This is a genomic window from Acinetobacter sp. ANC 4648 (genome assembly GCF_002135345.1).
In the GTDB taxonomy this organism is placed as follows: Bacteria; Pseudomonadota; Gammaproteobacteria; order Pseudomonadales; family Moraxellaceae; genus Acinetobacter.
Map to the genome: position 1 here is coordinate 68,905 of NZ_NEGI01000006.1, position 21,087 is coordinate 89,991.

Here is a 21,087-nt window from a genome sequence, read left to right on the forward strand (position 1 = left end):
TTCAACTTCACTTAAATACCAAGACATAAATACTTAATGGTCATAAATTCTTCTAAACCATATTTAGAACCTTCACGACCTACACCCGATTGTTTCACACCACCAAAAGGCACGACTTCATTTGAAATGGCAGTGGAGTTCATTCCCACCATGCCGTATTCAAGTTGTTCTGCAACTTTAAAAATACGTGAGATATTTTCTGTATAAATATATGCAGCTAAACCGAAAATTGTATTATTGGCTTGAGCCACCACCTCTTCATCAGTTTCAAAGCGAATGAGTGGTGCAACAGGGCCAAAAATTTCTTCATCAACAATGTCCATTGATTGATTAACATTGGTTAGAATTGTTGGTTCAAAGAAGCTATGACCAAGCTCATGGCGCTTACCACCACATACAATAGAGGCACCTTTAGCACATGCATCATCAATCAATTTTTGTGCTTTAACGATAGCTTTATCATTAATCAAAGGACCTATCTGAGTGCCTTCATCTAAGCCATTGCCAACTTTCAAGGTTTTAACTGCTGCAATGAATTTTTCAGTAAATGCTTCATAGACATTTTTATGAACATAAATACGATTTGCACATACACAAGTTTGACCCGCATTACGATATTTCGCTAGCATCGCACCCTGTACAGCTTTATCTAAATCAGCATCTTCAAAAATAATAAGTGGTGCATTCCCCCCCAGTTCCAATGCTAATTTTTTAATGGTTGGAGCACATTGCTGCATTAATAAGCGGCCAACTGGTGTAGAACCTGTAAATGTTAATTTTTTAACTTTTTCATGTGAAGTAAATACTGAACCGATCTCAGCCGATTTACCTGTTACAACATTAATGACACCTTTAGGAATACCTGCTTTTTCAGCTAATTTTGCCAATGCCAATGCACAATAGGGAGTTTCATTGGCAGGTTTAATGACAATGGTACAACCCGCAGCAAGTGCTGGTGCTGCTTTACGCGTAATCATTGCCAATGGGAAGTTCCACGGTGTAATTGCTGCAACCACGCCTACAGGTTCTTTAGTGACTAAGAATCGTTGACCTGCATTCGTGGTTGGAATGACATCACCATAAATTCGTTTACCCTCTTCGGCAAACCACTGAATAAATGAAGCTGCATATTTCACCTCACCTAAAGCTTCGGCAAGGGGTTTACCTTGCTCAATCGTCATAATACGAGCCAATTCAGCAGCATGTTCTAACGTTAACTTATGCCATGCTAACAATAAATCTGCTCTTGCTTGTGCAGTTAAAGCCTTCCAAGATTGTAAAGCACTATATGCACTTTCAACTGCTGCTATAGCTTCTGCTTGCCCCATATTTGGGATCGAGCCAATTTCTTCATCAGTCGCTGGATTTGTCACTTTTACACGGTCTTTATCTTGAGCTTCAACCCATTGGCCATCAACAAAAGCGAGTTGTTGAAATAAATCGTTATCTTGTAATGCTGACATATTTGTATCCTAATGCTTTCTTACTCAAGTTAGAATCTAAGCAAATGAAGAACGAGAATGGGCTCATTCTTCACCTGTTATTCTTCATACTCAATTATTGGTGATGTTTCGCAACTAAATTTTGGAAGTACGCAATTCCATGCTCACTGATACCCGAACGTTGTTTATCCGTCATAATACGACCTTGACCGCGATATCCACGTGATTTCAAACCACGTTGCACACTTTCTACAAGATCTAAATCTTCTGGACGGAATACATTTCTGTACCATTCAATCAAATCTTTTTGATCTTGAGTTAACTCTTCATTGGTAAAGTAAATATCATAATGTTGCAGTGTCGTTTCAGCGTCAACAGGGAATTCATAAATCACAGTCATGAAGTTACTGCTTGGCGGTACATTGAACATTGTACTCGGCCAAGTCCAAAAACCATGGAACTCAGGATCAGTAATAGATGGATCAATTTTGAATGATTTTTCCGAAGAACGGGCATAGCCGTATTGTAAAGTCCAGTTTTGATGCGTCGTATGCCAATATTTATCAACTTGTACCGAGTCAGCAAAACCTGGATGAGCTGGACCACAGTGGTAACATTCTAAATAATTATCTACAATTACTTTCCAGTTTGCAGGTGTCTCTGTGACAAAACGTGCAGCAAGTTTAAGATCTTTAACTACCGTACACGCTTCTGCTAGCTTCGCTGCAAAACCAGGTAATTGATCCTCTACACAAGTTGCATCTTCATCCATATTAATGAAAACAAAACCCGCATATTCTTCAACTTTGAGCTGTACCATGCTTGATTTTTCTTTGTCGAAATTTTCAACATGATCACAGTTCCGCGCAAGTGCAAGACTACCATCTAATTTAAATGTCCAAGCATGATATGGACAAGTAATGACATTTTTAGCTTTACCACTGCCACTTAATAACTCGTGACCACGATGCGGGCAAACATTATAAAATGCTCTTAAAACGCTATCTTTACCACGAATGATGACAATATTTTCATCAATAACTTTACGTGTAATATAATCATTTGAATTGGCAAGTTCACTTCCATGCGCGATACAAATCCAACTTTTTGCAAAAATTTCTTCTTTTTCACGTTCGTATACTTGTGATGATGTATAAAATACTTTGGGGAAAGTCCAAGCATTATCAGGGTTTACACAAAAGTCTTGCGGTAATGTTTCAATTGAACTCATGTTCTTAACTCCATCCATTTTATTCATAACTTTAAATTTCTTTAAACAACTTAAGATTTTTCAATCATCTTTTGTATCGCTTCCAACATTTGTTGATAAAGATGCCGTACTTCAGGACAATCACGCATTAAACGCAACCCGCCATGTAGCATGCCTTTGGCAACATAAAAACGATTTTCTATCCCTGCTTGTGTTAGTTTTTCTGAAAAATACTTCCCGTCATCAGATAAAGGATCAAACTCTGCAATAGCAATGAAACTTTCAGGCATATCTGAAAAATCATGTGCAAGTAATGGTGCTAAACGAAGGTCATTCCACTGTGAAGCATCTGGTGCATATTCACGTAAATAGTATTCACCATCCGCAGCAGTCAATAACGGAGCATGTGCATGTAACTTATATGCAGGTAAATCAAAACGAGTCGTGAGCATGGGATAAATCACGACTAAACCTTTGGCCTGCTGAGCTGTGTGCTGTAAAGCCACAGTCACTGCAGCAGCTAAGTTTCCACCCGCACTATCCCCTGCAACAATAATGTTATCTGCATCAACATTCCATTGCTCGGCATGCGTTCTAAGCCATGTATATGCAAACTGACAATCATCATAAGCTGCTGGAAAACGATGTTCTGGCGCTAAACGATAATCTACACTGAGCACAATAATATTCAAATCTTGGCAAATATAACTCAGTAAAAATTCATGTGAATCTAGACCACCAACAACAAAACCTCCCCCATGAAAATATAGAACACAAGGCCAACCCGTAGCTGGTGCTTTGATATTTTTAGGCCGATATAATCGAACATCAACCATCTGGCCTGCATTTTCAAGGTGATGATCTTCAATATCAATCTTGCCATCTCTAGGTAAAGTGTAATGTCGACACATTGCATCATAAGCTGCCCGACTTGAATCAAGATCTGCATCTGCAGCACTGTAAACACTACTCCAGTAAACTAGGCTTTGCATTTCTTCACTTAAAACATATTCTGTCGTCATTTGGGCTGTCATGAGATTTGCTCTTTAATACTTTCACGTCCCAGTTCTACTGACGTAATAACCTCTAGATCAATTTTTTTGGTTGCATATTCTGGCTCATCTGCATAAGCGCGATAATCTTCAAAATTTTTCTGATCAATCAGATGTGACGGAATTTTTGAATAATCTTCAATTAACCATTTAATTAGGCCATAAGTTTGAATCAAAATAATCACAATAAAGGGTAATGCAGTGACAACAGTTGCAGTTTTCATCGTATCTAGCGGGGCTTTAGAGAAAATCATCGCAATTGGAACTAATGTCAGCATAACGCACCAAAACAAGCGTGCTTTAGGTGAAGGATCTTGACCTTCTTGCAAACCACGGGTACATGTTGCCGAGACAGCATAACCAACTGCATCCATATGCGCCGCCAAAAACACCACCATAATGCCAAGGAATATCCACATCATAAACTGGCCAGCAGGCAATAAACTGAGAAGTTGGCCAATCGCAATTTCACCGCTCTGATGACTCAATACATGGGGTACATTCACTGCACCATGAATAAAGTTATAGACGCTAAAGTTCTCAAATACACCGAAAATAAACCAAATACCGACGCTACCACCAATGACCATCGCCAAAATAACTTCTTTGATGGTTCGTCCTTTAGAAACACGCGTCACAAATAGTGCAACACCTGGTGCATAAGAAATCCACCATAACCAATAAAATACAGTCCATTCACGTGTGAATTTTCCATCTCCCATTGGATCTGTAAATAAACTCATATCCACAAAGTTTGTTGCCATTAAGCCAAAACTCATCAACGAATTATTTAAGATGAATTGTGTTGGCCCAAAAATTAGTACATACACAGCAAATAGAATGACACCGAGACAGACAGCATGGCTTAGACGCTTCATACCATTTTCCATACCTACATATGAGCTCAGCGCAAATACCATAGATACAGCCAAAATAATAATCACTTTAGTGGCGAAAGTATTTGGAATACCCGTCAACAATGAAAGGATATTGGTAAATGTCACCGCAGTCAGCACTAAAGAAATTGTGAGTGCTCCAAACATACAGAGTAAGAACAACAAGTCGACTAGACGCCCAACCACGCCCGTTGCTTTAAAACCCGTGACCGCTTCAATAATAGAGGCCAAGCTGAGGCCTTTATTTTTACGCACATGGAAGCTATAACACAATGAGACTGATGCTAAAGCATATATCGCCCATGCACTGACGCCAGAATGGAAAAATGAATAAGCAACACTATATTTTAATGCCTCAGCAGATTCAGGCGTGAGACCTAAACCCGGTGTCTGATAGTAATATGCCCAGTCTAAAAACCCCCAATACAAACTTGAAGACCCAATGCCCGATAAAATGAACATAAAAATCCAAGATAAAGTACTGTATTCAGGTTTCCCTTCACCAAGCTTGATTTTCCCATACTTACTAAATGCCAAAATCATGGTAAAAATGATGGATAAAAATGCAAAGAGTAAAACTGGTGTGGTAAAAATTGATGTTGTCCACAACATTAATTTGGCAGCTAATTGAATTGACTCTTCTGAATAAATCGCTAATCCAGCGACCAAGATAAATACAAACAATAAACTTGTTATAGCAAGTACTTTATCTGTATAAACTTTTGGGTTTTGATTTTCCATATCAATAAATCCGTTTAAAATAGATTTTTATTCCATTACAACTAAGTCCATTAATTTTTACCAATCAATGATGCGATCGCATCACCAACTTCATGCGTTTTTGCAGTGCCGCCAACATCTGTAGTTTTTGGCCCATAGACTAATACATGCTCAATGGCTTGCATAATGTCTTTGCTTGCATCTTCAAATGCTTGCTCACCATTGCCTAAAAACTCAAGCATCATTGCTCCCGACCAAATTGCAGCAATAGGGTTGGCAATATTTTGACCAAAAATATCTGGTGCAGAACCATGTACAGGCTCAAATAATGATGGAAAATGACGTTCTGGATTTAAGTTCGCTGATGCAGCCAAACCGATTGTTCCCGTACATGCGGGGCCTAAATCAGAAAGAATGTCACCAAATAAATTAGAGGCGACAACAATATCAAAACGTTCTGGCTGAAGCACAAAACGTGCGGCTAAAATATCGACATGCTGCTTATCAGCTTTAACAGCTGGATATTTTTTTGCCATTTCATCTACACGCTCATCCCAATATGGCATGCTGATCGCAATACCATTCGATTTGGTTGCTGCCGTGATTTTTTTAGCTTTTCGGGTATTTGCCATCTCAAAGGCATATTTTAAAATTCGGTCTACACCATGACGTGTGAATACCGCTTCTTGCAGTACAAATTCACGATCTGTACCTTCAAATGCCTTACCACCTATTGCTGAGTATTCACCTTCACTATTTTCGCGAACGACAAAGAAATCAATATCGCCAGGCTTTTTATCAGCGAGTGGTGATTTCACTCCGGGCATTAAACGCACTGGACGTAAATTGACATATTGATCAAAACGACGACGGAATTGTAATAAAGAGCCCCAGAGTGAAATATGATCTGGAACTTTATCTGGCCAACCGACAGCACCAAAGAAAATTGCGTCGTATTGCTGTAAAGTCTCAAACCAGTCATCTGGCATCATTTTGCCATGCTCTAGATAATAGTCACAACTTGCCCAATCAAAAGCGTCCATTTGGAGTTCAATATCGTACTTTTGAGCGACAGCCTTTACAACTTTCACGCCCTCTGGTAAAACTTCTAAGCCAATGCCATCACCTGCAATAGTGGCAATTTTATACATTTTTTTCATACTATCCCTTGACTCTAATCAGTGAACTCCTTAACAGCTATTAACATGATCGTTTCACCTAAAATGATCAACCTTCAAACCATCAGTCTAATGGACACGGATCGTGAACAATTTACCTAACCTATCGGATTTCAAGGTTTTTTGTGTTGTAGCAAAGCGTCGAAGTTTTGTCGAATCAGCGGAAGAACTTGGATCATCCCCTGCTTATGTCAGTAAGCGGATCAATATTTTAGAAACAAATTTAAACTGCAAGCTTTTCCATAGAAGTACACGGCATGTCAGCCTAACCGAAGACGGTAAATTAATACTGGAAAAAATAACCCATATATTGGATGAATTTGATGAACTGAGTGAACTGGTCAATAACCCTCAGAGTTCGCCAACTGGACATTTAGATATTGTAAGTAGTTTTGGTTTTGGCCGTAAACATGTCGCGCCAATTCTGTCTAAACTACTCAACATGTATCCTAAACTCACAATTCATTTCAATACCATTGATAATACAAAAGATTTAATCCAACACAGCATTGATCTCGATATCCGAATTGGTAATGAAATTGCACCCAACATGATTGCAAAAAAATTAGCTTCAAACTTTCGTATTCTATGTGCATCACCGAGTTATTTAATCAAAAATGGTGTTCCTGAAACGGTTGAAGACTTGCAGCATCACGACTGTTTAACCATTAGTGAACGCGATCAATCTTCTGTATTACTCAAATTAAGACACCAAAGCGAAGATATTGTGACGCATGTTCGGCCACGCTTTGTTTCAAATAATGGTGAGATCATTCATCAACTTGCCATTGATGGACAAGGTATTATTTTGCGCTCTATCTGGGATGTTGCAGAGGAGTTGCTTTCAGGACAATTACAACATATTTTGCCTGAGTATTGGCAAGATGCTGATATTTGGGCTGTTTATCCATCTCGATTGAAAACTTCATCTAAACTGCAAACCTGTATTTTATTTATTCAACATGAACTATCAAACCGATTACAGTTAATTCAAAACTTAAATCGTGGTGAATTAATTTCACCTATAGACAATATTCGCCCTCTCACTGAAAAAGTTTTTTTATAACAAAAAATCGCCCATCTCTAATGGGCGATTTTTTCAATTGAAACAATAATATTAAAAATAATAACCTAAAGATAAATAGAACAATTGATTCCAACGATTACTATCACCTTGCGCTAAACCATTACTTCCACTCCCCGTCATGGGATCATTTTTACTCCAAATATATTCACCCTGTACGCCAATCGCCTTGTAATTGAAATAAACCCCGGCCATTAGACGTTCTGAATCTTTAAAATTAGATTCATCTTTTAAAAATTGACTATAAGAGATATAAGGTTTGATATTTTCCAGTTTAAACAGAGGTTTATTTACCGTATAACTAAACTCATTCACTAAAAACTTAGCTTTGTTTGCGACTTGATAGGGAAAATCAAATGCGCCAATGGTTGAATATTGTGGATGTAAATCATCTGCATTTTTTATGTCTTGCGCACCAGCAACAAATAACCATTGCCATGCATTCAATTCTGTTAATGCAAAAATATTCCATGCATCACGACGGCCATCCATATGCGTTCTTTTATTTTCTAAATCGGAATGCCAATACGAAGCACCAACCTCTGTTTTTAAAGCATATTCTGTATTTAAATCAATTTTTTTGGAGGCACGACCAATCCACATATTTTTTTCTTCAATATCTGTGCCCGCCTTTAAGTCATCAGCTTGAACGAAGTTACCCGAATATCGACTTGAATCTTTTGACGTCCCTTTATAATTACCACCATCTCGTGGATAAAAACCGAGGGCCAAATTATAATCTGCATTTTTAAATCGATATTTCATCCCTAAATTTTGAATATCTTCTAGGCCAACAGTATTCAAAATAGTTTCATAATAACTATTTCCCCACAAACGATCATAACCAAAATCTACGAACTGTAAGCCTACTGTTAAGCGCTGTTCATCATTGAACTTATAGCCTGCCCAAGCATCTTTTAAGAATACGGCATCGCACAAAGAATCATATTGATAACATCTAGTGTCGATTGAAGCAATCCAGTTTGGATTTTCATAACTTAAAACCAATTTAATATCAGAGAGTTTCCAATCCTTGTTCGCTCCCTCATTTGCTTGATTTGCATAATCTTTAGCTATATAGCGCGTACGAATCGCACCAGAAAGTTTCAACTGCCCTGTGTCAACGCTAGCATCTCCAACTGAAAGCCCATCAGCCAAACTCACTGAACTGGTAAACAAAGAACATAGCATAATCGGCAATAGGTATCTTTTCATTTTTAGCATCCCTGACAAAAGAGGCTAAAATGAATAGTTTTTGCACTTGGATCAATAAGGTAATTATCGATTCAGGGTTCACGAAATGTGTTTAATAAGAATTAAAGTATAAATAAAGCAGTCTATTCAGCATAAATTAATGATTTATTTAAATAATTTTTATTAGGAATAGCAAAATACTGTTAGAGTGATTGCTATGAATTTTAGTTCTCATCATGATTATTGATTGTCTCTAAATAAAATAGTAACGGATAAAGATAGCCTTACAAACTTCAAATTTTAATGTCTGGTTTTATTCAAAATACCTTTATGAAGATTCTCAAAGAATAAATCAGATTAAGATCTATCCTAAAATAGAACTTGAAATGAAGTTCGTTTACATGAGTAACTCAAAAATACAATTTTAATTTAGTAACAACAATCCCAAAAGAGCAACACGAAATACTCTAAATTTAATGAATATCGGCTGAAATCAAGCAATTTTTTTTAATTTCATTTTTCTGTTTATAAATTTTAATTCATAGGAATCATAGAATTTCTGAATAAAATGTAAACTATTTTAGCTCTTTCTCACATTATGCAAATATATTTTTTTAATTGCTTAATCTTTGAACGCACGCGTTTACAAAAAATTTAATTTTTCCTAAATAGAGTATTTACTCTTAATTTTTATATGATATTTTGTAACCAGAATTAAATTTAGATTTCAAATATAGAAAGTCTAATTTTTTCATATAGTGAATGCCAAGCATTTAAAAAATGTTCATTTTATAAATTTAGGGAAAGCTTAAAATGAAATTAAAAACCTTAACTACAGCTATTTTACTTGCTACTTTGCCAGCAACTGGTGTTTTTGCCGCTGCCTTGGATCGTTCAGGCCAATCTATTTCTTCATTCTTACAACCTAATAATTATTTTGAAGCTGGGATTTCAATTCTAGATCCAACGGTTGAAGGCCGTGAAGCTGGAACAAGTGAAACACGTCGCCATATTAGCGATATGGGTGATGATTATTATTTTCCTTCTGCTGCAATCAAATTACAATTAACTGATCATGTTTCTTTTGGTCTCTTGTATGACCAACCTTTTGGTGCAGATGCTGCATATGAAGGTAAGAATGTATTTGTTTCTGATCCAACAAATACAATTTTACCAGGAGCAACTTTAGCGGGAATTCGTCAATCTACGATTGATAAAAGCTTTGGTGCTTTAACAGCTGAACAGCGTGTAGGTGCCTTATTAAAAGCTCAAGGTGTAGACTTAGCATCTCCTGCTGGGCAAGCAAAATTTGTTCAAACACTGACAGCTTATAACGGTAGTGCCTCAACCAAAACTCAAATTGATACCTTAGTTAAACAAGGTGTTGAAAGCCAAGTAGATGCTGGGTTAAAGGCAGTAAATTCAACACTTGGTAAAGGCAATACTAAAGTTGAAGTAGATACTCAAAATATTTCAATGATTTTTGGTTATCAACCAACTAAAAATTTCAATTTTTACGGTGGTGGTGTTTACCAAACTGTTAAAGGTAACGTTAGCCTTCGTGGTCAAGCATATAGCCTTTACAATGGTTACGATGCATCAATTAAAGAAACTGGCGGTACGGGTTGGTTAGCAGGTGCTGCTTATCAAATTCCTGAAATTGCCTTAAAAGCAGCAGTAACTTATCGTTCTGAAATTGATCATGATGTTGAAATTAATGAAAGTATGCCTACACTTCCTGCACTTTCACTCTTAGGTCCAGCTGGTGCTGCCGCTGCTGCCAATATTGCAGCATCTTCAGGTAAAACAAGAATTACAACACCACAATCTGTAAACTTAGATTTACAATCAGGTATTATGGCGGACACTGTTGCCTTTGCTAATATCCGTTGGGTGAACTGGAAAGATTTTTCAATTCAACCATATAAATTTGGCAAAGTATCTGAAGCAATTGGTGGGTTAGTTGGTCGTCCAAATGGATTCGACTTAGTTAAATATTCAGATGACCAATGGTCAGCGACTGCAGGTGTAGGTCGTAAGCTAAATGAGCAATGGGCAGGTAATGTATCTGTTGGTTGGGACTCAGGTGCAGGCAATCCTGTTACAACTTTAGGTCCAACGGAAGGTTTTTGGAATGTCGGTTTAGGTGTTCAATATAGCCCAACACCATCGACCTTCATTGCTGGTGGTGTAAAATACTTCTGGTTAGGCGATGCAAAAGCTCAAACTGGTGCTCAAGCTGATGGTAGCGAATATGTTGCAGAATTCACTGGTAATACTGCTATCGCCTACGGTTTAAAAATGGGTTACCGCTTCTAAAAGCATTTAAATAACCGCCGTTACTTAATTCAAAAGACCATTGTTCTCAATGGTCTTTTTTAATTTTATTATCTTTACTCTTAGCACACGAGCCTATACGTTCTAAATTCAACCAAACAGGCACTTACAGCTCTCCTTCCTATTTTAAAATATTTACTCTAATTTATTTATTAAAAATCATTAACATATACCAAAAAAATTAGTACTTTTACTCTATTCAAGTTTATTCTTTGAATTCTTTAGTTCATTTTCTAGCATCACTGAGTATTTACTCTTTTTCAAATTATGTTACTTTCCCACAACATTTTGATACAAAACAATATCAGGGAAAAGAGAATATGAAGCTTTCAGCCATTCATTCTGCTATTTTACTCAGCTTAATTCCTACAACTTCTGTTCTTGCAGGCGGATTAGATCGTTCAGGTCAATCAATCTCAGCATTTTTACAACCGGGTAATTACTTTGAAGCTGGTGTTTCAGTACTTGATCCTAATGTATCAGGAAAAGACAAAGCGGGTAATAATGCAGCAGATATGGCAGGTACTTACTTATTCCCCCATGCCGCATTAAAACTTCAAGCGACTGATAAAATTTCTGTAGGTTTGATTTATGATCAGCCCTTCGGTGCCGATGCAGAATATTCGGGTAATAATAATTTTGTAGAAAATCGCCCAGTACCATTTAAAGGTGGCACAACTGCTGAAGTAGATACACAAAATCTAAATTTAATCATTGGCTACCAGCCGAATGAAAACTGGAATGTATATGCTGGTGCTGTGTACCAAACAGTTGAAGGTAACGTAAAACTTCGTGGCACAACATATAGTGTATTTAATGGTTATGACCTTAAAACAGGTGAAGATGAATCTGTAGGTTGGTTGGCGGGTGCTGCTTACCAAATTCCAGAAATTGCATTAAAAGCTTCTGTAACATATCGTTCTGAAATCAAACATGAAATGAATGCCTATGAAAATTTTGGTGCGATTGGATTCACTGGTGTTCCTATTTTAGATGGCGCCATGACAGCAATTAGCAAAACAACTGGAAAAACTGAATTAACAACACCACAATCTGTGAATTTAGACTTCCAAACAGGCATTATGGAAAATACGATTGCCTTTGTAAATTTACGTTGGGTAGATTGGTCTAATTTTGCCGTACAACCTTATAAATTTGCTCAGTTGTCGAAAATTGCAGGTCCTACCGTAGGTAAACCGAATGGCTTTAACCTCATTGATTACAATGATGATCAAATTTCTGCCAATGTCGGTGTTGGTCGTAAACTCAATGAGCATTGGGGAGCAAATATTTCAGTGGGATGGGATTCTGGTGCAGGCAATCCTGTAACGACTTTAGGCCCAACTGAAGGTTATTGGAGTGTAGGCTTGGGTGGTCAATATAGCCCTGCTGAAAATTACTTTATTCAAGCTGGTGTTAAATACTTCTGGCTTGGCGATGCTGATGCTGTAACAGGCGCGCATACTGAAGCAGGTAAGTTTGGGGACAACCACGCTCTCGCTTACGGTATGAAAATTGGCTATCGCTTCTAATTTTTTAAATAGTTAAATCAAATAAAAGGGACATTATTTTCAACTAATGTCCCTTTCTTATTCTAGTTTTAAAGATTAAGCCGGAATTTCCCGAACCGAAGCATCACGAATCGCCTCTTTTAATGCAGCATAACCTCGAATCGCAGGAAATTGTGGGAATTCTGCAATCACATTTTCAGGTGCATCGAACAAGAAACCATGATTCGCTTCACCCAGCATAGTGGTGTCATTATAAGAATCACCTGCTGCAATAACACGGAAATTTAAAGCATGTAAGGCTTTTACTGCTTGGCGTTTTTGATCTGGTTGACGTAATTTATACGCAGTAATCATGCCCTTTTCGTCAGTTACTAATTTATGACAAAAAATAGTTGGCCATCCTAATTGTTTCATTAGCGGATGTGCAAATTCATAGAAAGTATCGGAAAGAATAATCAACTGAAAATGAGTACCCACCCATTCAACAAATTCTTTCGCACCCTCAAAAGGTCCCATATCTGCAATAACAGCTTGAATATCACTCAAACCTAAACCATGTTGTTTTAAAATATTTAAACGTTGCGTCATTAACACATCATAGTCTGGAATATCACGAGTAGTTGCTTCCAGCTCTTTAATTCCAGTTTTTTTTGCAAAGTTAATCCATATTTCTGGAACTAATACACCCTCAAGATCAAGACAAACGATTTCCATGGGTTCTCCTAAATATTGGTTAAAAAATTGACACTATCATAGCATTAACAATTGCTTTTGTAGCTGTCGATTTTAAAATCAATTTTATTCATAAGTATCTATTTTTTATTGCTAAGCAGTATATTTCATTTACTTTAAAATAGAATGAATTTCAAACTATACATAGCATCCAAGCTAGTTGCCAGGAGCAGAAATGACTGCCATTCCGACTATTGATCTCGTCGATGCACTTGCATCTGAATATGCTGATCAATCCCCTTCTGAAATTTTAGCATTGGCTTTAAATCAAGCGGGTGAAATCGCTATTTCATTTTCAGGTGCTGAGGATGTGGTACTCATTGATATGGCATCACATTTGGGCAAACCATTTCGTGTGTTTAGCCTAGATACTGGACGCTTACACCCTGAAACCTATCAATTCATTGAAACAATACGTAAACATTACAATATCGATATCGAAATTTGTTTTCCCGAATCTGACTCAGTACAAACGCTGGTCAAAAATAAAGGACTATTTAGTTTCTTTACTGATGGGCATCAAGAATGTTGTGGTATTCGTAAAGTTCAACCTTTACGCAAAAAACTAGCAACATTAGATGGCTGGATTACGGGTCAACGTAAAGACCAAAGCCCAGGTACACGTGATGAAATTCCAGTAGTACAAGCAGATATCGGGTTTTCAGGTGAAGGCAAGCAGTTAATTAAATATAATCCACTGGCGAATTGGTCTAGCGCCGATGTGTGGAATTATATTCGTATGATGGAAATTCCATATAATCCACTGCATGAAAAAGGTTTCATTTCGATTGGTTGTGAACCTTGTACACGTGCCGTATTACCCAATCAACATGAACGTGAAGGTCGTTGGTGGTGGGAGGAAGCAACACATAAAGAGTGTGGCTTACACGCTGGCAATATAAAGTAATAAGTCAACAAAAATCACTGATATTTCAGTGATTTTTTATAAACGACAGATTCATCAATATCCTTAGATATTAGTCACTAAAAAGATTTATACTTGAATCTAAGATTTATAATTCCAAGAAACCAACACTCATAAACGAGCTGTTATGGACTTTGCAGTGAGGCAGACCAAAATTATGCGCCCATTACACCCTATTGATTTAATCTTTCTAACCCTAGAAAAACGCCAACAACCGATGCATGTTGGTGGTTTATTTTTATTTCAAATTCCAGATCATGCACCATCCACCTTTATTCAAGACCTCGTTGCCGATATTCGTAAATCTAAATCTGTACCTATCGCACCGTTTAACAATCATTTAAATGGTTTGTTTTGGGATGAAGATGAAGAATTTGATATCGACCATCATTTTCGCCATATTGCCTTGCCACATCCAGGTCGTATTCGTGAACTTTTAGTTTATATTTCTCAAGAACATAGTGCATTAATTGATCGTGCGAAACCCTTATGGACCTGTAATATCATTGAGGGAATTGAAGGTAATCGTTTTGCTATGTACTTTAAAATCCATCATGCCATGGTCGATGGAATTGCAGGCATGCGCTTAGTCGAAAAATCACTTTCGAAAAATCCTGAAGATAAAAGTATTGTACCGCCATGGTGTGTTGAAGGACCTCGTTCTAAACGCTTAAAAGAAACCAAGTCGAGTAAACTTAAGAAAGTATTAACCACGATAAAAGGCCAGCTCGAAGCTACCCCTAAAGTAACCCAAGAACTGTTCCAAACTGTTTTTAAAGAAATGGGGAAAAACCCTGACTACGTTTCAAGCTTTCAAGCACCAGCGAGTTTATTTAATCAACGTGTAAGCTCATCGCGTCGTTTTGCAGCACAATCTTTTGAACTTGATCGTTTTAGAGATATTTCTAAAGCGCTTAGTGTCACAATTAATGATGTGATACTTGCTGTTTGTTCTGGTGCACTTCGTGAATATTTAATTACTCAAGATGCTTTACCGAAAAAACCATTAATTGCAATGGTACCAGCTTCAGTCCGTGATGATGACTCTGATATGAGCAACCGTATCACCATGATTTTGGCAAATTTAGGTACACATCAGGAAGATCCTTTAGAACGTTTAAATATCATTAAACGCAGTGTACAGAATGCAAAAAATCGTTTTAAACGCATGAATGCAAATCAAATTCTTAATTATAGTGCTTTTGTTTATGGCCCTGCAGGATTCAATATCGCTTCTGGTCTAATGCCGAAACGCCAAGCCTTCAATGTAATTATTTCTAACGTTCCAGGCCCTCGTGAACCTTTGTATTGGAATGGTGCAAAACTTGATGCCTTGTATCCTGCTTCAATTGTTCTAGATGGACAGGCCTTAAACATCACCATGACCAGTTATTTGGATAAATTAGAAGTCGGTCTAACTGGCTGTCGAAATGCTTTACCCAAAATGCAAAATTTACTGACTCATTTAGAAGATGAAATACAGCGTTTTGAAAAAATTATTACCACAGCTAAAGAAACAAAAATAGATTCGATCACTCAAGAAAATAACTTAATACAACAGGCATAAAATCAAGGGGCTATAAAGGCCCCTTACTTTTGAATACTACGACACTGCTTCAATAACTGATGACAAGCACTAACTACCATTGCTTTGGTAATTTGCACTTCTTTGCCATGATCATCCAACATCACGCAGGTATCTTTTTGTTGGCTTTCTAATACATGCTTCAAACCGCGCGTTAACACTTGTTCACTTATATTCATTTTAATCTCACTTGCTAAGACAATTTAAAGAGAAAGTCTTTGGCTACTTGTTATCACTAGTATTGTAAAATTGCCAATGAAAGTAAAATTTTAGATGTAACAAGTGTTTAACGATATTCTGTTACAAATTTAACTGAGAATGATATCGTACTGCTCTTGCGTATATAAATTTTCGACTTGAAATTTAATCACGCGATTGATGAAATGCTCTAAATCAGCGACTGCTGGGGCTTCTGCTGTTAAGAGGCGATCAATCACGGATGGATGGGCAATAACAGTAAAGCCACTCTGAGATTCAAATGCGCGAGTATAACGTAAAATTTCTCTAAAAATTTCGTAACAAACAGACTCTGCTGTTTTAACATATCCACGTCCTTGACAGGTTGGACATGACTCACAAAGTAGATGTTCTAAAGATTCTCGCGTTCTTTTACGTGTCATTTCCACCAAACCCAGTTCAGACACCTGAGTAATTTTGGTTTTAGCGTGATCACGTTCTAGCATTTTTTCAAATTGGCTCATGACTTCATTACGATGCTGTGCTTCTTGCATATCAATGAAATCGATGATGATAATACCACCCAAGTTACGCAGACGTAATTGACGAGCAATGACCTGTGTTGCCTCCATATTGGTTTTAAATACAGTATCTTCCAGTGTTCGCCCACCCACATAGGAGCCAGTATTCACATCAATCGTTGTCATTGCTTCAGTCTGGTCAATCATTAAATAACCACCAGACTTTAAAGCAACCCGCGTTTGTAAGGCTTTTTGAATATCTTCTTCGACATTATACAAATCAAAAATTGGTCGCTCACCAGGATAATGAACCAAACGATCCTGCATATTCGGTACAAATTCATCCACAAATTCTTTTAATTTCGTATGAATTTCACGTGAATCAACAGAGATCTTGGCTGTATCTTCATTGGCTAAATCACGAATCACACGCTGTGGTAAAGGTAACTCTTCAAAAATAGTCGATGGAACTAAAATGCTCTTTTGCTTGCGTTGAATATATTCCCAAAGTTTCGCTAAATATGCCATATCTTGGGCAATCGCAGCTTCTTCAATACCCTCAGCTGCAGTACGCACAATTACCGAACCCGGCAGCTTATGCTCTGCTTGAATACGTTCAATCATCGAGCGCAATCGATCACGTTCTTGTTCTGATTCAATACGTTGAGAGACACCAATATGATTACCATAAGGCATCATGACCAAATAACGTGAAGGTATCGATAGATCTGTACTTAAACGTGCACCTTTAGTTCCCAGCATATCTTTCATGACTTGAACAGTCAAAATTTGTCCAGGTTGTAAAAGTTCATATACATTGGGTATTGGTTGGTTGCGTGGCCAAACCATATCATTGATATGTAAAAAAGCCGTTCGAGATAGACCAATATCCACAAAAGCGGCTTGCATGCCAGGAAGAACCCGAACAACTTTACCCTTATAGATATTTCCCACTAAACCACGTTTAACAGTCCGTTCTATAAATAATTCATTGACTGTACCATTTTGAATTAGCGCGACCCGACACTCCATCGGTGTGACGTTAATTAATAACTCATCAGACATAATAAAAGGCTCAAAACATTATAAAAATTCTTGTCAGGGGTTAATTTAATGCCTTAACCGCTTTTAATAACTGTACTGTCTCATGCAAAGGTAGACCTACAACATTGCTATAACTCCCTTCTATACGGGGTATATATTGTGCAGCAATGCCTTGTAGTGCATATGCACCTGCTTTACCGAGAGGTTCACCTGTTGCCCAATAATCTTCCATATCATTGTGGCTTAATTTTTGGAATTCAACTTGAGTCCGAACCACTCTACTGATTATTTTTTCATGATTCGCAACACAAATACCGGTTAAAACCTCATGCTTTCGACCCGATAATAATGACCAAATTTCAAAAGCATGCTGTTTAGATTCAGGCTTACCAATGATCTTAGCATCAATTGTCACACTGGTGTCAGCAGCAAGAATATTTACTGTAGGATATTGTGCTAAAACAGATTTTGCTTTGGTTTCTGCCAACCTTTTGACATAGTCTTCTATTGGTTCATTTTCGAAGACCGACTCATCAATATTTGGACTATAAATACTAAAATCTAATCCCAGTTGTTGTAGTAGCTCTCGACGTCTCGGAGAGCTAGAGGCCAGTATTAAATTCGCCATTTTTTTAACAAATAATATAAAATTGGCCAGAATAAAATACTGGTGAGAAGGGATTGCCAATGACGTGCAATAGAAAAATGTACACCTAACATCACTTGTGCCATAAACATAAAGAGCAAATATGCCAATATCGCGAAAGATGCAATAATCCATATATTACTAAAAGTTAAGACACGTCTTTCTCGAATAAAATATCGGGTCATAAATGTAATGATTACATAACTTAATGCATTTAAACCTAGAGGTGCATCAAACAATAAGTCTGTAAATAGCCCCATTGCAAATGCAAACCAAACACCACACCACGTCGGTTGACACAACACCCAAAATAGCGTGAGCATCAACATGAATAATGGTCGCCATCCAGCAACAGCATAAGACAATGGATAAACTACTAGAATGGAGCAAATAACAATCGAAACGACAATAACAAATAACGGATCTTTAAGTTGATGATCAGATGACAATTTCTTAGCGGTCAACATTGGGCTGCTCCATCGCTAAGGAATCAGAAAAAAGAACCACAACATGATGTCCTCCCGCTAACTGTGCCGCAGGTTGTACATCTATTTGCGCAAATTCACCCGTATTATGCCGCATCACTTTAGACACCGTCCCGACTAAATAACCTGCGGGGAAATGCTGTCCTAGCCCAGAACTATACACTTTATCACCCACTTTAATATTAGCACTGGTGGGCACATATTCCATTTTCAAACGTCCCAGATCACCGGTACCCGTGACAATCGCACGCATACTAGAGCTTTCTAAGCGTACAGAAAGTGAGTGCTCTTTGTCTGACAGTAACATGATGCGACTACTATGCGGATAGACATTAATAATCTGCCCCATAATTCCTTTATCATCTAATACCGTTTGACCAACTTTAAGTTGACTGCTCGCACCACGGTTAATCACAATGATATGACGTAATGGGTCTGCATCTGTACCAATCACCTCAGCAATTTCCATACGCCCATCAATGATGAGTGGTGTATCTAAAAGACCACGTAATCGGGTATTTTCCGCAGAGAGTTCGGAGAGTTTTTGCAGACGCACTTGTGCTTGCAGCAACTCAGCTTGCATAGCCGTATTTTCACGGCGTAGCTGTGCTTCAGATTTAGTTTGTTGATTCAGCCATTCTTTCGACAATACTGGATAACTTGCAAGGGCATAAATAGGATTATATGCCGCATACAAAACATCTCTTGCAGGTTGAATCACATGTGGCATGCGCCAGTTGAAAAACAGCACAACAAAACATGTGATCACTGCAATAATAAACGAGCGAAAAGATGGCGATTGTCTTGAAAAGAGATTCGGTTGCACCGCCTCGTCCTTAGCTTAGCCTACAAAAAGCATATCGTGATTCGGATTATCAAAGAACTCTAATACTTTACCGCCACCGCGAGTAACGCAAGTCAATGGATCTTCTGCAACAACCACAGGCAATCCAGTTTCGCGAGCCAGCAATTTATCGAGGTTACGCAGTAATGCACCACCACCCGTTAACACTATGCCACGCTCAGCAATATCTGAAGATAATTCTGGTGGTGTTTGTTCAAGTGCTGATTTCACTGCAGAAACAATACTTTGTAATGGATCTGCAATTGCTTGGCTAATTTCATCTGAAGTGACTGTAATCGCACGCGGTACACCTTCAGCAAGATTACGGCCACGAACTTCAATTTCTAAAGTCTCGCCTTCTGTAATCGCCATACCAACTTCTTTCTTAATCGTTTCTGCGGTCGTTTCACCAATCACACAACCATGCGCTTTACGCACATAATTAATGATCTGTTCATCAAATACATCACCACCTATGCGTAATGAATCTGCATACACACAGCCTTGAAGTGAAATAATCGCAATTTCAGTAGTACCACCACCAACATCGACAACCATAGAACCACACGCTTGTTCCACTGGCATACCTGCACCAATTGCAGCTGCCATTGGCTCTTCAATTAAGCGTACATCACGTGCACCAGCATTGAATACTGCTTCACGAATCGCACGACGTTCAACTAATGTCGATTTGCAAGGTACACAGACTACGACACGAGGTGCGGGTGGAAACAAACGTTTTTCATGCACTTTGCCAATAAATTGATTTAACATGGTTTCAGTGACTTCAAAATCTGCAATCACACCATCTTTCATCGGACGGATTGCAGAAATATTTGCGGGGGTACGGCCAAGCATTCGCTTCGCATCTAAACCTACCGCAGCAACAATTTTCTGTGAACCACTATGACGAATTGCCACAACTGTCGGTTCATTTAATATAATGCCCCGTCCTGGTGCATAAATAAGTGTATTAGCAGTGCCTAAATCAATGGCAAGATCTGGCGAAAACAAGCCAATTAGTCGTTTTAGAATCACGGGGCGTTCTCAGTTAAACTTTATGTGGGCGCAAGATGGCAACTTTAACTAAATGTGATGCTTTGAACAAGTCAATCGCTTATTATAACGCATGATATTTTGAATTTTTTTAATACTGATTAGGTAAGACATCATGTCAACAACAGATGCTCAGCATCCTGCAGACTTAAATGCACAAACAGTTTCAGCGATTGCCAATCTTGCTCGATTGTCGCTGAATGATACGCAATCTGCTGAATATGCTCAAAGTTTAAATAAAATCTTGGGAATGATGGAAACATTAAAAGGCATTGATACCGAAGGTGTTGAGCCATTAAAAAGTCCATTCGACCATGCTCAACCCTTACGTCAAGACATTGTGACTGAAAGCAATCATCGTGAAGAATATCAAGCCATTGCTCCTGCCGTTCAGGATGGTTTGTATCTCGTACCTCGCGTGATTGAATAATTTTCAAGCAAATAAACC

The 21,087-nt window shown here is 37.9% G+C and carries 17 protein-coding genes and 2 pseudogenes; 6 read left to right on the top strand and 13 right to left on the bottom strand.

Annotated features, from left to right (window positions below; genetic code table 11):
• Positions 1-11: 11 nt before the first annotated feature.
• From B9T27_RS11355 to B9T27_RS11375, 5 genes and pseudogenes are all read right to left on the bottom strand, one after another.
• Positions 12-1,463 carry an NAD-dependent succinate-semialdehyde dehydrogenase gene (locus tag B9T27_RS11355; protein ID WP_086206938.1) on the bottom strand — a complete coding sequence of 484 codons (1,452 nt, stop codon included), beginning with the start codon at positions 1,461-1,463 and terminating at the stop codon, positions 12-14.
• 94 nt (positions 1,464-1,557) lie between these two features.
• Entirely contained in the window at positions 1,558-2,673 is a 1,116-nt protein-coding gene (cntA, locus tag B9T27_RS11360; RefSeq protein ID WP_086206939.1) for a carnitine monooxygenase subunit alpha, read from the bottom strand.
• 50 nt (positions 2,674-2,723) lie between these two features.
• Positions 2,724-3,686, bottom strand: a complete 963-nt coding sequence (locus B9T27_RS11365; protein ID WP_086206940.1) for an alpha/beta hydrolase — start codon at positions 3,684-3,686, stop codon at positions 2,724-2,726.
• Between the two features lie 118 nt (positions 3,687-3,804).
• Positions 3,805-5,347, bottom strand: a pseudogene (locus tag B9T27_RS11370) (BCCT family transporter); the annotation flags it as partial.
• Positions 5,348-5,368: 21 nt separating this feature from the next.
• Positions 5,369-6,480: pseudogene (locus B9T27_RS11375) on the bottom strand (tartrate dehydrogenase).
• A 103-nt stretch (positions 6,481-6,583) separates the two neighbouring features.
• On the opposite strand from B9T27_RS11375, the gene B9T27_RS11380 reads away from it, so the two are divergent.
• The gene (locus tag B9T27_RS11380; protein WP_086206943.1) at positions 6,584-7,564 is read left to right on the top strand and encodes a LysR family transcriptional regulator; all 981 of its coding nucleotides are present in this window, start codon (positions 6,584-6,586) and stop codon (positions 7,562-7,564) included.
• Between the two features lie 51 nt (positions 7,565-7,615).
• Here the strand turns inward: B9T27_RS11380 and B9T27_RS11385 are convergent, their stop codons facing one another.
• Positions 7,616-8,797 carry a porin gene (locus tag B9T27_RS11385; protein WP_086206944.1) on the bottom strand — a complete coding sequence of 394 codons (1,182 nt, stop codon included), beginning with the start codon at positions 8,795-8,797 and terminating at the stop codon, positions 7,616-7,618.
• Between the two features lie 792 nt (positions 8,798-9,589).
• On the opposite strand from B9T27_RS11385, the gene B9T27_RS11390 reads away from it, so the two are divergent.
• Positions 9,590-11,095 (top strand): long-chain fatty acid transporter, encoded by a 1,506-nt coding sequence (locus B9T27_RS11390; protein ID WP_086206945.1) that lies wholly within the window; start codon positions 9,590-9,592, stop codon positions 11,093-11,095.
• A gap of 338 nt (positions 11,096-11,433) precedes the next feature.
• Positions 11,434-12,645, top strand: a complete 1,212-nt coding sequence (locus B9T27_RS11395) for an OmpP1/FadL family transporter (protein ID WP_086206946.1) — start codon at positions 11,434-11,436, stop codon at positions 12,643-12,645.
• A 75-nt stretch (positions 12,646-12,720) separates the two neighbouring features.
• Here the strand turns inward: B9T27_RS11395 and thrH are convergent, their stop codons facing one another.
• On the bottom strand, positions 12,721-13,338 hold the full coding sequence (gene thrH, locus B9T27_RS11400) for a bifunctional phosphoserine phosphatase/homoserine phosphotransferase ThrH (protein WP_086206947.1): 618 nt from the start codon (positions 13,336-13,338) through the stop codon (positions 12,721-12,723).
• 193 nt (positions 13,339-13,531) lie between these two features.
• Here thrH and B9T27_RS11405 point away from each other — a divergent pair, with 193 nt between their 5' ends.
• Together B9T27_RS11405 and B9T27_RS11410 are read left to right on the top strand one after the other, a co-directional pair.
• Positions 13,532-14,263: a phosphoadenylyl-sulfate reductase gene (locus B9T27_RS11405; RefSeq protein WP_086206948.1), complete on the top strand. Its 732-nt coding sequence runs from the start codon at positions 13,532-13,534 to the stop codon at positions 14,261-14,263.
• Between the two features lie 175 nt (positions 14,264-14,438).
• Complete coding sequence (locus B9T27_RS11410) at positions 14,439-15,848, top strand: WS/DGAT/MGAT family O-acyltransferase (RefSeq protein WP_086206949.1); 1,410 nt, start codon at positions 14,439-14,441, stop codon at positions 15,846-15,848.
• A gap of 23 nt (positions 15,849-15,871) precedes the next feature.
• On the opposite strand, the gene B9T27_RS14915 is transcribed toward B9T27_RS11410, so the two are convergent.
• From B9T27_RS14915 to B9T27_RS11435, 6 genes are all read right to left on the bottom strand, one after another.
• Positions 15,872-16,045 carry a PA1571 family protein gene (locus tag B9T27_RS14915; RefSeq protein ID WP_171263386.1) on the bottom strand — a complete coding sequence of 58 codons (174 nt, stop codon included), beginning with the start codon at positions 16,043-16,045 and terminating at the stop codon, positions 15,872-15,874.
• Between the two features lie 129 nt (positions 16,046-16,174).
• Complete coding sequence (rng, locus tag B9T27_RS11415; RefSeq protein WP_086206950.1) at positions 16,175-17,629, bottom strand: ribonuclease G; 1,455 nt, start codon at positions 17,627-17,629, stop codon at positions 16,175-16,177.
• A 40-nt stretch (positions 17,630-17,669) separates the two neighbouring features.
• Positions 17,670-18,236 (bottom strand): Maf family nucleotide pyrophosphatase, encoded by a 567-nt coding sequence (locus tag B9T27_RS11420; protein WP_086206951.1) that lies wholly within the window; start codon positions 18,234-18,236, stop codon positions 17,670-17,672.
• Complete coding sequence (mreD, locus tag B9T27_RS11425; protein WP_086206952.1) at positions 18,224-18,721, bottom strand: rod shape-determining protein MreD; 498 nt, start codon at positions 18,719-18,721, stop codon at positions 18,224-18,226. Before mreD ends, B9T27_RS11420 begins: the two co-directional genes overlap by 13 nt.
• Positions 18,708-19,565: a rod shape-determining protein MreC gene (mreC, locus tag B9T27_RS11430; protein ID WP_086206953.1), complete on the bottom strand. Its 858-nt coding sequence runs from the start codon at positions 19,563-19,565 to the stop codon at positions 18,708-18,710. Before mreC ends, mreD begins: the two co-directional genes overlap by 14 nt.
• Before the next feature lie 15 nt (positions 19,566-19,580).
• On the bottom strand, positions 19,581-20,621 hold the full coding sequence (locus B9T27_RS11435) for a rod shape-determining protein (RefSeq protein ID WP_086206954.1): 1,041 nt from the start codon (positions 20,619-20,621) through the stop codon (positions 19,581-19,583).
• Positions 20,622-20,754: 133 nt separating this feature from the next.
• Here B9T27_RS11435 and gatC point away from each other — a divergent pair, with 133 nt between their 5' ends.
• Positions 20,755-21,069 carry an Asp-tRNA(Asn)/Glu-tRNA(Gln) amidotransferase subunit GatC gene (gene gatC, locus B9T27_RS11440; protein WP_086206955.1) on the top strand — a complete coding sequence of 105 codons (315 nt, stop codon included), beginning with the start codon at positions 20,755-20,757 and terminating at the stop codon, positions 21,067-21,069.
• Positions 21,070-21,087 lie beyond the last annotated feature (18 nt).